Annotated in this window: 13 protein-coding genes; 2 read left to right on the forward strand and 11 right to left on the reverse strand. The window is 72.2% G+C overall.

The genetic code is table 11. The features are described from left to right. Nucleotides 1-104 precede the first annotated feature (104 nt). Nucleotides 105-1508, reverse strand: coding sequence for a peptidase C39 family protein (locus tag NUT86_RS07715; RefSeq protein WP_274734328.1), 1404 nt, complete (start codon nucleotides 1506-1508; stop codon nucleotides 105-107). Between the two features lie 202 nt (nucleotides 1509-1710). On the opposite strand from NUT86_RS07715, the gene NUT86_RS07720 reads away from it, so the two are divergent. Together NUT86_RS07720 and NUT86_RS07725 are read left to right on the forward strand one after the other, a co-directional pair. Next, nucleotides 1711-2295 carry a uridine kinase family protein gene (locus NUT86_RS07720; RefSeq protein ID WP_159489695.1) on the forward strand — a complete coding sequence of 195 codons (585 nt, stop codon included), beginning with the start codon at nucleotides 1711-1713 and terminating at the stop codon, nucleotides 2293-2295. Nucleotides 2296-2770: 475 nt separating this feature from the next. Next, the gene (locus NUT86_RS07725) at nucleotides 2771-4663 is read left to right on the forward strand and encodes an AAA family ATPase (protein ID WP_018087556.1); all 1893 of its coding nucleotides are present in this window, start codon (nucleotides 2771-2773) and stop codon (nucleotides 4661-4663) included. 51 nt (nucleotides 4664-4714) lie between these two features. On the opposite strand, the gene NUT86_RS07730 is transcribed toward NUT86_RS07725, so the two are convergent. The 10 genes from NUT86_RS07730 to ribD form a co-directional block, all read right to left on the reverse strand. Continuing rightward, nucleotides 4715-5842 carry a hemolysin family protein gene (locus NUT86_RS07730; protein ID WP_274734331.1) on the reverse strand — a complete coding sequence of 376 codons (1128 nt, stop codon included), beginning with the start codon at nucleotides 5840-5842 and terminating at the stop codon, nucleotides 4715-4717. Beyond that, a complete protein-coding gene (locus NUT86_RS07735) occupies nucleotides 5839-7212 on the reverse strand; it encodes a hemolysin family protein (RefSeq protein WP_274734333.1) in 1374 nt (457 codons plus the stop codon). The genes NUT86_RS07730 and NUT86_RS07735 overlap by 4 nt, the downstream gene beginning before the upstream one ends. Nucleotides 7213-7386: 174 nt before the next feature. Further along, on the reverse strand, nucleotides 7387-7839 hold the full coding sequence (locus tag NUT86_RS07740) for a PH domain-containing protein (protein WP_018087559.1): 453 nt from the start codon (nucleotides 7837-7839) through the stop codon (nucleotides 7387-7389). Nucleotides 7840-7900: 61 nt separating this feature from the next. Next, nucleotides 7901-8749 (reverse strand): ATP phosphoribosyltransferase, encoded by an 849-nt coding sequence (hisG, locus tag NUT86_RS07745; protein WP_018087560.1) that lies wholly within the window; start codon nucleotides 8747-8749, stop codon nucleotides 7901-7903. A 51-nt stretch (nucleotides 8750-8800) separates the two neighbouring features. After that, the gene (locus NUT86_RS07750) at nucleotides 8801-9073 is read right to left on the reverse strand and encodes a phosphoribosyl-ATP diphosphatase (protein WP_026169269.1); all 273 of its coding nucleotides are present in this window, start codon (nucleotides 9071-9073) and stop codon (nucleotides 8801-8803) included. 34 nt (nucleotides 9074-9107) lie between these two features. Then, nucleotides 9108-9593, reverse strand: coding sequence for a 6,7-dimethyl-8-ribityllumazine synthase (gene ribH / locus NUT86_RS07755; protein ID WP_018087562.1), 486 nt, complete (start codon nucleotides 9591-9593; stop codon nucleotides 9108-9110). A gap of 53 nt (nucleotides 9594-9646) precedes the next feature. Then, the gene (locus NUT86_RS07760) at nucleotides 9647-10975 is read right to left on the reverse strand and encodes a bifunctional 3,4-dihydroxy-2-butanone-4-phosphate synthase/GTP cyclohydrolase II (RefSeq protein WP_018087563.1); all 1329 of its coding nucleotides are present in this window, start codon (nucleotides 10973-10975) and stop codon (nucleotides 9647-9649) included. Beyond that, entirely contained in the window at nucleotides 10972-11625 is a 654-nt protein-coding gene (locus NUT86_RS07765; protein ID WP_274734338.1) for a nicotinamide mononucleotide transporter family protein, read from the reverse strand. Before NUT86_RS07765 ends, NUT86_RS07760 begins: the two co-directional genes overlap by 4 nt. Then, nucleotides 11622-12266 (reverse strand): riboflavin synthase, encoded by a 645-nt coding sequence (locus NUT86_RS07770; protein WP_262038467.1) that lies wholly within the window; start codon nucleotides 12264-12266, stop codon nucleotides 11622-11624. Before NUT86_RS07770 ends, NUT86_RS07765 begins: the two co-directional genes overlap by 4 nt. 1 nt (nucleotide 12267) lies before the next feature. After that, on the reverse strand, nucleotides 12268-13395 hold the full coding sequence (gene ribD / locus NUT86_RS07775) for a bifunctional diaminohydroxyphosphoribosylaminopyrimidine deaminase/5-amino-6-(5-phosphoribosylamino)uracil reductase RibD (RefSeq protein ID WP_174876460.1): 1128 nt from the start codon (nucleotides 13393-13395) through the stop codon (nucleotides 12268-12270). Between the last annotated feature and the right edge of the window lie 12 nt (nucleotides 13396-13407).

Genomic DNA, 13407 nt, shown 5'->3' on the forward strand with positions numbered 1-13407 from the left:
GCCGACACCACCCGGTCGACGGCGCACCTGACACGGGCAAGAACCTGCCCACCGGGCCCCGGCACCATCCCGGGGCCCGGAGCCCGGCCTCGCTCACCCTCCGCTCAGCGCACCCCGACCTCCGCCAGCGCCCGCCGCTGGACCGCACTGGGCCGCGCCGGGAAATACAGATAACAGACCCCGCCACTACCCCCGACCACCTTGCCCTCGGCGTTCTTCCGCTTCGTCCGCAGCCAGATGTTCTCGAACTGCCGGCGCTTGTAAACGCGCCGGACCGCGGCGTTGTCCGGTGCGGCCGGGTCGTTGGCGATGATGTCGCCGTCCTTGGTGAAGCCGACGACGGTCATCAGATGGCCGGCGGTGCCGTAGCCCGCGCCGTCGAGTTCGGTCTTGAGGAAGGACTGGGAGGTGATGACCGGGATGCCCGCGTGGATGAGGCGTTCGACGTCCGTGAGGGAGGAGAGGCGGGTCACTACGCCTTGCAGGTCGCGGTAGGTGGCGGCGTAGGCGGCGTTGAAGGGCCAGTTGCCGCAGCCTTCGTACTGGTAGTCGAAGGTGTGGCGGGCGGCGTGGCAGACCTGGGGGTCGGCGTAGTCGGGGTTGACCCAGGACAGCTGCTGCTGGGTGGGCTTGCGGCCCCAGTATTCGACGATCATCTGGGAGGAGGTGGGGCTGCACCAGGCCTCGCCCCCGTTGTCGTACTCCGGGTACTGGCCCTTGTGGATCTCCTGCGAGTAGCGCGGGACGACCAGCTCGCGGCCGACCCGTCCGGGCGCGGACGCCGGCACCTCGAAGCGGTCGGGGAGGTCCGAGCCCATGGCACCCAGCCGCCAGACGGTGGGGGTGAGGGTGCCGCCGGGCTTGCGGTAGAGGGTGACGCGGAGCTCGTAGGAGGCCAGGCGGAGGCCGCTCGCCGGGTTGTCGATGGCGAAGGTGTCGGTCGAGATGCTGCTCTTGCCGTCCTTCTGGTCGTCGACGGAGGTACGCCGGATGTCGCTGTCGCCGTCGCCGGAGGTCCAGCGGCCCATGACGTACCAGGGGGTGCGGCCGCCGTCGCTGTAGGTGCCGCGCAGTTCTACGGAGATCCACGTGCCGGGCGGGGTGTGGGCGTTCCAGGAGGCGACGACCTCGGTGGCCGGGGTCCCCAGACGGTGGACCGGGGAGGTCCAGGTGGCGTATTCCCAGCGGGTGGTCCTGCCGGTGTGCGGGTCCTTGTAGTCGGAGGTGCCGGCCGGGCGCGCCAGGCGGATGCCCGGCCGGGCCCCGGGCGCGAGGACGGTGCCCTTGGCGTGGCCCTTGGTCCAGTCGGCTGTGGTGGTCCAGGCGTGATAGTCCACGAGGCTCTTCGATCGGCGCGCGGGGGCGTCCGGGGTGGTGGCGGTGGGAGCGGCGGTACCCGCGGCGGGTCTGCGGGAGGCGTCGACGGCCTGGGCCGAGGGGGTGGCGACACCCGCCGCGGCGGCTAGCGCGGCGGCCAGGACGGTGCGCCGGGGCGCGGAGCTGGTCATGGTGGAGGTCCCCCAGTCGGATGCGTACGAGCGGGTGCGAAGGTCGGGCCGGGGCCGCAGGTGGGCACGGGCAGGTCGGCAGTGGCTCAACTATTCCCGTTGCGGGCCCGCTTCGGAAGGCGCTACGACGCGCGTCGCCGGAGGAATATTGGTGTGGACCACTGGCATGAGGGGGGCCGGGCCCCGCGCGTACGCTGGCGCAATGGACCCTGACCTGGCTTCGCTCGCCGCCCGGCTGCGCACCGTGCCGCCTTCCTGCGGCCCGGTGCGGCTGATCGCGGTGGACGGGCACGCGGGATCGGGCAAGAGCACCTTCGCCGGGCGGCTGGCGGAGGAGCTGGGCGGGGCGCCGGTGGTGCACACCGACGACCTCGCCACCCATGAGGAGTTGTTCGCCTGGAGTGAGCGGTTCGGTGCCCAGATCCTCGCGCCGCTGTCCCGGGGGGAGACGGCGCGCTACGGCGTCTACGACTGGGTGCGCGGGGCCTTCACCGAGGAGCGTGCGCTCGCGCCCGCGCCGCTGGTGCTGGTCGAAGGCGTGGGCGCGGGCCGGCGGGCGCTGCGGCCGTATCTGGCGTGCCTGCTGTGGATGGAACTGGCGAGCGAACACTCCTGGGAAAGGGGTCAACTCCGGGACGGGCCAGGGCTCTCCGCGTTCTGGAGTGGCTGGATTCCGGCGGAGCGCGCGCACTTCGCAGCGGATCCTTCGCGCCCCTACGCCGATTTCCTGGTGCACCAGGGGCAGATGGGCTACGAGGTGATCGTGGGACCTTCCGGAACACCCTGAGCGGCCCCGCATTTCACGCTCCGTAGCGGACCACGGCCGACGCGCCCGGCGACGCCGACAGGGTCCCGCCGAGTGCCTCAACTCGGCTTGACCTGGGGGGCGTACAGGACTTACGTTCTCAATGTGCGGTTCAACGGACCGCCCACAGATGCGAAGCCCCCGGTTGTTCCCCCGTGATCGGGGGCTTCGTTCTGTGCAAAACCAGCCCGTGGCGCCGCCGGGCACCCTCTCTCCCTCACCCTGGGTCACCGCACTCTTCACGCCGTCGCGTCGTGCCCGGTCGCCCGCTCTTGCCCCGTACCGCCCTCTACGGCCCGCGCCGATCCCGCAGGTACCATGCGAGTCCGTGCCACCGCAGGCCAGGGACCGAGGTGTGCGCGGAGACGGTCAACTCCCGTCCGCCGTATGCCGGTTAGGGAGCCGCGGCCGGGCACTCGCCCGGCGGTACACGGGGGACGTTTTGTGGGGGGACGGGATGGATTTCGGCACTCAGGGTTCGCCCGCCCCGGCCGAGCTCGCCTGGCTGCGCGCGGTCGACGCCTACACCGTGGGCGCCTATCCGCAGGCGGAGGAGGAGTTCCGGGCCGCCGTACGACTCGATCCGACGATGGCCGACGCCTGGCTCGGCCTGCACGCACTGCGCGCCGACACCTCCATCGCACTGCTGCGGATGCACCGGCACCGCGACCGCTTCGGTGAGATGCGCGCCCGCCACCGACGCACCCTCAACTCCTGGTACTGGCTGGGCTGGTGGGTCCAGCCGGTGCTGGAGACGGGCCGCGATCTGCTGCTCGCACACGCCTCCCACTGGCTCGACGGCCGCCATGTCGCCGAGCTGGACCAGGCACTGGCCGGCTGCCCGCCGGTCGACACCGACCCCCAGGTGCGCTTTCTGCACGCCTGCCGCGCCTATCTCGTCAAGGACTGGGACCAGCTCGTACGGCACACCGAGCCGCTGCTCAGCGATCCGGTGCTGGGCATCGAGGCGGGGCTGTTCGGCGGCATGGCGCGGGTGCGGCTGGAGATGTACGGGCAGGCCGAGCCGCTGCTGGCCGCCGCGCTGATGCGCTGCCGCAGCGAGCAGCCGCAGCGCAAGGAGCTGCGCTACTGGCTCGCCCGCGCCCACGAGGGCACCGGCCGCAGCGCCGCGGCACTCCCCCTCTACCGTGCCGTGCACCGCGTCGACCCGGCGTTCATGGACACCGCGGCGCGGCTCGCCGCCATCGCGGAGGGGGACGGCCTGGACGAGGGCTCCGATCTCGCGACGGTCTCCGCCGCCGGCCTCGGCCAGGAGGCCGGCGGCGATCCGGATCCGCCGGCCCCGCTCGATCCGGCCGACGGCCGTGAGCTGCTGGTGACCGGCGAGGCGGACGGGCCGGACGGCGAGGTGGGCGGCGCGCCCGCCGCGGGCGACGCGGCGGCCCGGGTCAAGGCGACGGCACCGGTGCCGCGCGGTGCCGAGCGGCTGCCCGCCGGGCCCGCCGATCCGGTGCTGCTGGAGAAGGCGCTGGCGGAGCTGGAGCGGATGGTCGGCATGGAGCCGGTCAAGCGGCAGGTGCGGGCGCTGTCGGCCCAGCTGCGGATGGCGCGTCTGCGGGCGGGTCAGGGGCTGCCGGTGCAGCCACCCAAGCGGCACTTCGTCTTCTCCGGGCCGTCCGGGACCGGCAAGACCACCGTGGCCCGCATATTGGGGCGGGTGTTCTACGCCCTGGGGCTCCTCGGCGGCGACCACCTCGTGGAGGCCCAGCGGTCCGACCTGGTCGGCGAGTTCCTCGGCCAGACCGCCGTCAAGGCCAATGAGCTGATCGATTCGGCACTGGGCGGGGTGCTGTTCGTCGACGAGGCGTACAGCCTGTCCAACTCCGGCTACAGCAAGGGCGACGCCTACGGCGACGAGGCGCTGCAGGTGCTGCTCAAGCGCGCCGAGGACAACCGCGACCGGCTCGTCGTCATCCTGGCGGGCTACCCGGAGGGCATGGACCGGCTGCTGGCCGCCAACCCGGGGCTGTCGTCCCGCTTCACCAGCCGCGTCGACTTCCCCAGCTACCGGCCGCTGGAGCTGACCGCCATCGGTGAGGTGCTGGCCGCGGAGAACGGCGACCGCTGGGACGAGGAAGCCCGCGACGAGCTGTGCAGCATCAGCGGCCATGTCGTCGAGCAGGGCTGGATCGACGAGCTGGGCAACGGCCGTTTTCTGCGCACCCTCTACGAGAAGAGCTGCGCCTACCGCGATCTGCGGCTCTCCACCTGGCGCGGCACCCCCACCCGCGACGATCTCGCCACCCTCCGGCTGCCCGATCTGATGCAGGCCTACGGCGAGGTCTTCTCCGGCCGCGGCCCGGATCAGCAGGGGCGGCCGGAGTTCTGAGGGCGGCGGACCGGGCCGGCCGCCGGCGCGGCACCTCGGCCCGCCCTCGCCTCAGCCCGCGAGCGCCCGGTCCTCCGCCGGCAGCGGGGTCTCCTCGCGGGGCTCGCCGACCCGGTCTTCCGCGGCCCTGCGGCTGCGGGCCGCCGGGGCCCGGCGGTGGGCCGGGTCGCGGACCTCGCCGACGAGCATCTCCAGGACGTCCTCCAGGGCGACCAGGCCGAGCACCCGGCCGGTCGCGTCGGCGACCGCCGCCAGATGGGAGGCGGCCCGGCGCATCGCCGTCAGCGCGTCGTCCAGGGGCAGCTCGGCGCGGAGCGTGGTCATCGGGTGCCAGATGCGCTGGGGCACCGCACGGTCCCGTTCCTCCAGGTCAAGGACGTCCTTGACGTGGAGATAGCCCATGTACGCGCCGCCGGGGGCGCACACCGGGAAGCGGGAGTAGCCGGTCCGTACGGTCAGCTCCTCCACCTGGCGGGGCGTCACGGTCGGTTCGACGGTGACCAGTCCCGCCCGGTCGAGGAGGACGTCCGTGACGGGGCGGCTGCCCAGTTCCAGGACGTCGGAGAGCTGTTCCTGTTCGGCCGGCTCCAGCAGGCCCGCCTGTCCGGCGTCCTCGACGAGGTGGGTCAGCTGCTCGCTGGTGAAGACCGCCTCGACCTCGTCCTTCGGCTCCACCCGGAAGAGCCGCAGCACTCCGCGGGCGCAGGCCCCGAGCAGCGCGGTGACCGGGCGGCACAGCCGCGCGAAGGCGACCAGACCGGGGCTGAACCACAGGGCGGTCTTCTCCGGCGCCGCCATCGCCAGGTTCTTGGGGACCATCTCGCCGATGACGAGGTGGAGGAAGACCACCAGCGCCAGGGCGATGACATAGCCGAGCGGGTGGACCAGGGCGGCGGGCAGGTGGACCGCCTCGAAGAGCGGTTCCAGGAGGTGGGCGACGGTCGGTTCGGCGACCGCACCGAGCGTCAGTGAGCAGACGGTGATGCCGAACTGCGCGGCGGCCATCATCTGCGGGAGGTTCTCCAGGCCGTGCAGCACCTGCCGGGCCCGGGTGGAGCCCTCGGTCGCCAGCGGTTCGATCTGGCTGCGGCGTACGGAGACCAGGGCGAACTCGGCGCCGACGAAGAAGCCGTTGGCGAGCACGAGCAGCACCGCGAAGAGGAGCTGGACCAGCGTCACCGGGCCACCTCCGCGCCGACCACGACGGGCTCACGGGGCGCCTCGGGGGCGGCGGGCACCGTGACGGTCGCGGTCCGGACGATCCTTATCCGCTCGGCGCGGTGGTGCGACACCAGCCGCACCCGCAGCCGCCAGCCCTCGAGTTCCGCGATGTCGCCGGGGGCCGGGATCCGGCCGAGTATGTGTGCCACCAGTCCTGCCACCGTCTCGTACGGTCCTTCGGGGGCGTCCAGGCCGATCCGCCGCAGGGTGTCCACCCGGCAGCCGCCGTCGGCGTCCCAGGCGGGGCGGCCCTCCTCGGGCGGGGCCTGGCCGAGCTCGGGCAGGTCCACCCCGTCGTGCTCGTCGCGGACCTCGCCGACCAGCTCCTCGATGATGTCCTCCAGGGTGACCACACCGGCCGTGCCGCCGTACTCGTCGACGACCACCGCGATCGGCTGTTCGCTGCGCAGCCGCTCCAGCAGCGGCTGCACCGGCAGCGTCTCGGGCACCAGCAGCGGCGGTACCGCGATCCGTGCCGCCGGGATGCGCAGCCGCTCGTGCTCCAGGACCGCCAGCGCGTCCTTGAGGTGCACCATCCCGACGATCTCGTCGAGGCGGGTGCGGTAGACGGGGAAACGGGAGAGACCGGTGGCGCGGGTGAGGTTCACCACGTCCTCGGCGGTCGCGGACGCCTGCAGCGCGCTCACCCTCACGCGCGGCGTCATGACGTTCTCCGCCGTCAGATCGCCCAGCGACAGGGTGCGCACGAACAGGTCGGCGGTGTCCTGCTCGATCGCGCCGGCGCGGGCGGAGTGCCGGGCGAGCGAGACCAGTTCGCCGGGGGTGCGGGCGGAGGCCAGCTCATCGGTCGGCTCCACGCCCAGCACCCGCACCAGGCGGTTGGCGACGGTGTTCAGCAGGGTGATCACCGGGCGGAAGAAGCGGGAGAAGGCCCGCTGCGGGCCGGCCACGACGCGGGCGACGGGCAGCGGCTTGGAGACCGCCCAGTTCTTGGGGACCAGCTCGCCGATGACCATCTGGACGGCGGAGGCCAGCAGCATGCCGATCACCACCGCCGTGCCGGGGACCACGCCCTCGGGCAGGCCGATGGCCAGCAGCGGGCCGGACAGCAGTGCGGCCAGCGCGGGCTCGGCGAGCATACCGACCACCAAGGAGGTGATCGTGATGCCCAGTTGGGTGCCGGACAGCTGGAAGGAGAGTTCCCTGAGGGCGGAGACGACGGTGTGGGCGCGGCGGTCGCCGTCGGCCGCGGCGCGCTCGGCGTCCGCCTTCTCGACGGTGACGAGTCCGAACTCGGCGGCGACGAAGAAACCGTTGGCCAGGATCAGGACGAGTGCCGCGGCGAGCAGCAGCAGGGGGCCGGTCATGCCGCCGCCTCCGTGGTATGCGGGGGTTGGGGAGGGGCGGCGCAGGTACTACAGGACGATCCGTCCATTGCCGGAGGGAGTCACTCCTCGGGTCGCAGTGGTCCCACTGAGGGGCAGGGCGCAGGGCGCGCCCCGGAGAACAGAGTAAACAGCGGGGCCCGGATTAGGGCAGGCTCACCCGGCCGTGTGGTCGACAGCACCATGCTTCTCGGTGAGGTCGCGCAGCGCACGGGCGTCCCGGATGGCCTGGTCCCTGGCGATGCCGGGCTGGATGCCCATGGCGGGCAGGCTGGTGCCGTCGGCGAGGTCGAGATGAACCCAGGGGTCGCCGGCCCGGAGGTTGACCCGCAGGACCTGCGCCCAGGCCAGTTCGCGCTTGGTGGTGAGGTTGACCACCGTGATGCCCTCCTGCCGCGCGACCACCTTCGGGCGGCCGAGCAGCAGGAGGACGGCCAGAACCAGCAGTCCGGTGAGGACGAAGCTCAGCCGCTCGCCGCCGCTCAGCTTCGGCAGCGCCAGCGCGATCGCCGTGAGGGCGGCGAGCTGGGCGAGGCCCACGGAGTACAGGACGACCCGGGTGCGGGTCGGCCGGAAGGTCACCGGCAGGCTGGGCAGGGGCGCGGACACGTCGTCGGTCTTCCGTCGTGGGTGGTGCGGTGCGTACGGGTGGGTGGCCTGGGGCCGCGGATCAGAGCCGGCAGGCGTGGATGCCGGTGGTCAGGATCGCGCGGGCGCCGAGGTCGTAGAGCTCGTCCATGATGCGCTGGGCGTCCTTGGACGGGACCATCGAGCGGACCGCGACCCAGCCCTCGTGGTGCAGCGGGGAGACGGTCGGCGACTCCAGGCCCGGGGTGAGGCCGACGGCCTTCTCGACGTGCTCGACCCGGATGTCGTAATCCATCATCACGTACCGGCGGGCCACCAGGACGCCCTGCATACGGCGCAGGAACTGGCGCACCTTCGGGTCGTCGTCCGGTGCGCCGGTGCCGCGGATGACGACGGCCTCGGACTTCAGGATCGGCTCGCCGATGATCTCCAGGCCGGCGTTGCGCAGGGTGGTGCCGGTCTCCACGACATCCGCGATGATCTCGGCGACGCCGAGCTGGATGGCGGTCTCCACGGCGCCGTCGAGGTGGACGACGGAGGCGTCCACGCCGTTGTCGGCGAGGTGCTGGCGGACCAGGCCGGAGAAGGAGGTGGCGATCGTCATGCCGCCGAAGTCGGTGACCTCCTTGGCCGTGCCCGGACGGGTGGCGTAGCGGAAGGTCGAGCCGGCGAAGCCGAGCTGGAGGATCTCCTCGGCCGGCGAGCCGGAGTCCAGCAGCAGGTCACGGCCGGTGATGCCGATGTCGAGCTTGCCGGAGCCCACGTAGACCGCGATGTCGCGCGGGCGCAGGAAGAAGAACTCGACCTCGTTCTCCGCGTCGACCAGGACCAGTTCCCTGCGGTCCTTGCGCTGGCGGTAGCCGGCCTCATGGAGCATCGCCGACGCAGGCTCGGACAGTGAACCCTTGTTGGGGACAGCGATGCGCAGCATGAGAGCGAGTTCCTTTGCAGCTAAGCGGTGTTGGGTGTGCCTGGGGGTGGATCAGAGGTGGGCGTAGACGTCGTCCAGGGAAATGCCCTTGGCGACCATCATGACCTGGAGGTGGTAGAGGAGCTGGGAGATCTCCTCGGCGGCGGCCTCGTCGGACTCGTACTCGGCGGCCATCCAGACCTCGGCGGCCTCCTCGACGACCTTCTTGCCGATCGTATGGACACCTGCCTGCACCAGCTCGGCGGTGCGGGAGGTGGTGGGGTCGCCGGTGGCGGCCTTCTGCTGGAGCTCGGAGAAAAGCTCCTCGAACGTCTTCTTGGACATGATGGTGACCACCCTACGCGGTCGGCCCCCGCTCCTAGCGCCAGGGCTCGGACACGGTGCGCAGCGTCGCGGCGGTGGCGACCGCGGCGGTGACCGCCTCGTGGCCCTTGTCCTCGGTGGAGCCCTCCAGGCCCGCGCGGTCCAGGGCCTGCTGCTCGGTGTCGCAGGTCAGCACGCCGAAGCCGACCGGTACACCGGTGTCCACCGAGACCTGGGTCAGGCCCTGGGTGACGCCCTGGCAGACGTAGTCGAAGTGCGGCGTGCCGCCCCTGATGACCACGCCGAGGGCGACCACCGCGTCATAGCCGCGGCCGGCCAGGACCTTGGCGACGACCGGCAGCTCGAAGGTGCCGGGCACCCGCAGCAGCGTCGGCTCGTCGATACCGAGCTCAGTGAGGGCGCGCAGCGCGCCGTCCACGAGGCCGTCCATCACTTGCTGGTGCCACTGCGCCGCGATGACGGCCACCCGCAGGTCGCCACAGTTCTTCACGGTCAGTTCGGGTGCGCCCTTGCCGCTCACGGTTCTCCTCGTTCGGGTGATGTGCTGGGTGGTGGTGACGTCGTGCCGGGTGGCTACTGGTTGTCGCAGGTGGTCGCGGAAGCGGGCGCGGCGTAGGCCGCTCCGGTGGAGGTGGTGCCTGCACCGGGTTCCAGCCAGGGCAGGTCGTGCCCCATCCGGTCCCGCTTGGTGCGCAGATACCGCAGATTGTGTTCCCCGGCCTGGACGGGCATCGGCTCACGGCCGGAGACCCGCAGGCCGTGCCGCACCAGGGCGGCGGTCTTTTCGGGGTTGTTGGTCATCAGACGCAGCGAGCGCACCCCGAGGTCCTGGAGCATCTGCGCGCCCGCGGCGTAGTCGCGGGAGTCGGCGGGCAGCCCCAGTTCGAGGTTGGCGTCGAGGGTGTCCCGGCCGCGCTCCTGGAGTTCGTAGGCGCGCAGCTTGGACAGCAGGCCGATGCCGCGCCCTTCGTGGCCGCGGAGGTAGATCACCACACCGCGTCCGGCCTCGGAGATCTGCCGCAGCGAGGCCTCCAGCTGGGGGCCGCAGTCGCAGCGCAGCGAGTGGAAGATATCGCCGGTCAGGCATTCGGAGTGCACCCTGACCAGGACGTCCTCACCGTCGCCGAGCTCCCCGGCGACCAGCGCGATGTGCTCGACCCCGTCGACGGTGGAGCGGTAGCCGTAGGCGGTGAACTCACCGTGTGCGGTGGGCAGCCGGGTCTCGGCCTCGCGGCGGACGGTGGGCTCGGACGACTGCCGGTAGGCGATCAGGTCCTCGATGGAGATGATCGACAGTCCGTGCTTACGGGCGAACGGCACCAGCTCCGGCAGCCGCAGCATCGTGCCGTCCTCGCCCGCGATCTCCACGATGGCGGCGGCCGGGCGCAGTCCGGCCAGCCGGGCGAGGTCGACACCGGCTTCGGTGTGGCCGTTGCGGACCAGCACCCCGCCGGGCCGGGCGCGCAGCGGGAAGATGTGGCCGGGCCGGACGAAGTCACCGGCGACCGATTCCCCGGAGGCGAGCAGCCGCAGGGTGGTGGCGCGGTCGGCGGCGGAGATGCCGGTGGTCACGCCGTGCGCGGCGGTGGCGTCGACGGAGACGGTGAAGGCGGTCCGCATCGACTCGGTGTTGTGCTCGACCATCTGCGGGAGTTCCAGCCGGTCCAGCTCCGGGCCCTCCATGGGGGCGCAGATCAGCCCGCGGCACTCGCTCATCATGAACGCGACGATCTCGGGGGTGGCCTTCTCCGCGGCGATGACGAGGTCGCCCTCGTTCTCGCGGTTCTCGTCGTCCACGACGACCACGGGGCGGCCGGCGGCGATATCGGCGATGGCCTGCTCGACGGGGTCGAGCGCCAGGGCCGCGGCGTCCTCGTCGTACCAGCTCTGCAGTGCGGTCATGCCGCTGCTCCTTCCAGGACGGGGCGGCCGCTCGCACGCGAGCGCAGCCACCAGTCGCGCAGGCCCCACACGACGAGGGCGAGATAGACGACGTAGACAAGGCCGGAGAAGGTGAGCCCGCTGCTGAAGGCGAGCGGGACGCCGACGACGTCGACCAGCAGCCAGGCGAACCAGAACTCGACCAGGCCGCGGGCCTGGGCGACCATCGCGGTGAGCGTGCCGACGAAGATGTAGGCGTCCGGCCAGGGGTTCCAGGACAGCTGCGGGATCAGGGTGAACAGGGTGCCGACGGCCGCGGTGCCCACGGCGGTGCCGCCGAGCAGCACACCGCGCTCGCGCCAGCCGGCGAAGCGTACGGCGATGGAGCCGTCCTGTGCCTGCTGCCGGCCGCGCTGCCACTGCCGCCAGCCCCACAACGCCACGCCGATGACGAGGAGTTGCTTGCCTACGCCGCCGCTGAGGTGGGCGGAGGCGTAGGCGGCGACGAGGACGGCACCGGAGAGGAACTGGGCGGGCCAGGTCCAGATGGAGCGCCGCCAGCCGAGTGCCAGTGCGGCCAGACCGATGGTGTTGCCGATCATGTCGGACCAGATGACGTGCTGCCCGAGGGCCGTGAAGGCCTCGCCGTTCAGCGTGTCGAGGACGCTCACCGGTCCATCTCCTTGATCTCCTCGATGTCCTTGAGGTCCGCGCTGCCGTCGGCGCCTCGCCCGAGCAGCCGCTCGACGTACTTGGCGAGGACGTCGACCTCAAGGTTCACCGGGTCGCCGGCCTTCTTGATGCCCAGGGTGGTCAGGGCGAGGGTGGTGGGGATGAGGCTGATGGTGAAGTAGTCGTCGGCCGCGTCGACGACGGTGAGGCTGACGCCGTCGACGGTGATGGAGCCCTTCTCGACGACATAGCGGGACAGCGCGGCCGGCAGCGCGATCTTGACGATCTCCCAGTGTTCGCCGGGGGTGCGCTCCAGGATCGTGCCGGTGCCGTCGACATGACCCTGGACGAGGTGTCCGCCGAGCCGCCCGCCGAGCGCCATCGGGCGCTCCAGGTTGACCCGCGAGCCGGCGGCCAGCGCGCCGAGGCTGGAGCGGTTGAGGGTCTCGGCCATCACATCGGCGGTGAATTCACCGTCGGCGGTCTCCACGACGGTCAGACACACGCCGTTGACGGCGATCGAGTCACCGTGCTTGGCGTCTTCGGTGACGACGGGTCCGCGCAGTCGGAAGCGGGAGGCATCACCGAGGTCCTCGACGGCGACGACCTCACCCAGTTCTTCGACGATTCCGGTGAACACTTCAGTTCTCCTCGTGGAGGGCGTGGCGGATGGGAGTGGCGGTGATGCGCAGGTCGGGTCCGAGCCGTTCGGTATCGGTCACGTCGAGCCGCAACGCCTGGGCGATGGTGGTGATTCCGGCGTCGCCGACGGCGGCCGGTCCGGCGCCGAGCAGTACCGGGGCGAGATAGCCGACGACCTTGTCGACGGCCTGGGCGGCGAGGAAGGCACCGGCGAGGGTGGGGCCCCCTTCGAGCAGCACGGAGCGCACCTCCCGTGCGTACAGGGCCTGGAGCAGTGCGGGGATGTGCAGCCCGCGCCCGTCGGCGGCGCGCGGCAGCCGGACGATCGGGGCGAGGCCTTCGAGGTGACCGGCGTCGGCGTCCTCGGCGACCGCGATGAGGGTGGGCGCGGTGCCGTCCAGGACGCGGGCGCCGGCCTTGACGGCGGTGGCGCCGGAGTCGACGACGACCCGCAGCGGCTGGCTGATCTCGTCGTCGGACAGCCCGCTGATCCGGGCGCCGAGCTGCGGGTCGTCGGCGCGGGCGGTGCCGGAGCCGACGATCACGGCGTCCGCGGCGGCCCGCAGCCGGTGCACATCGGCGCGCGACTGCGGCGAGCTGATCCAGCGGCTGGTGCCGTCGGCGGCGGCGATCCGGCCGTCGAGGGTGGCGGCGTACTTCCACAGCACGAAGGGGCGGCGGCGCAGCACCGAGGTCAGCCAGGCCTCGTTGCCGGCGGCGGCCTCGTCGGCGAGCAGTCCGCCCTCGACGTCGATCCCGGCCTCGCCCAGGGTGACGGCGCCGCCGGTGGCGGCCGGGTTGGGGTCGGAGACGGCATAGACGACGCGGGCGACGCCGGCGTCGATCAGCGCCTGGGCGCAGGGGCCGGTGCGGCCGGTGTGGTTGCAGGGTTCGAGGGTGACCAGTGCGGTGCCGCCCCGGGCGCGTTCGCCCGCGGCACGCAGGGCGTGGATCTCGGCGTGCGGCCCACCGGCCCGCTGATGCCAGCCCTCACCCGCCGTACGGCCCGCGGAGTCCAGGACCACACAGCCGACCACGGGGTTGGGGCTGGTGTGCCCGAGCCCGCGCGCGGCGAGCTCAATGGCTCGGCGCATCGCCGCGATCTCGACGGGGGCTGCGGTGGCCACCGGGTCCTCCTG

It is taken from the genome of Streptomyces sp. G7(2002), assembly GCF_028870195.1.
Lineage (GTDB): Bacteria > Actinomycetota > Actinomycetes > Streptomycetales > Streptomycetaceae > Streptomyces > Streptomyces nigrescens.

What these genes read in the sequence shown, in the direction of transcription:
- NUT86_RS07715 (WP_274734328.1), bottom strand. Translation starts at nt 1,508, where the DNA reads ATGACCAGCTCCGCGCCCCGGCGCACCGTCCTGGCCGCCGCGCTAGCC.
- NUT86_RS07720 (WP_159489695.1), top strand. Translation starts at nt 1,711, where the DNA reads ATGGACCCTGACCTGGCTTCGCTCGCCGCCCGGCTGCGCACCGTGCCG.
- NUT86_RS07725 (WP_018087556.1), top strand. Translation starts at nt 2,771, where the DNA reads ATGGATTTCGGCACTCAGGGTTCGCCCGCCCCGGCCGAGCTCGCCTGG.
- NUT86_RS07735 (WP_274734333.1), bottom strand. Translation starts at nt 7,212, where the DNA reads ATGACCGGCCCCCTGCTGCTGCTCGCCGCGGCACTCGTCCTGATCCTG.
- hisG (WP_018087560.1), bottom strand. Translation starts at nt 8,749, where the DNA reads ATGCTGCGCATCGCTGTCCCCAACAAGGGTTCACTGTCCGAGCCTGCG.
- NUT86_RS07750 (WP_026169269.1), bottom strand. Translation starts at nt 9,073, where the DNA reads ATGTCCAAGAAGACGTTCGAGGAGCTTTTCTCCGAGCTCCAGCAGAAG.
- NUT86_RS07760 (WP_018087563.1), bottom strand. Translation starts at nt 10,975, where the DNA reads ATGACCGCACTGCAGAGCTGGTACGACGAGGACGCCGCGGCCCTGGCG.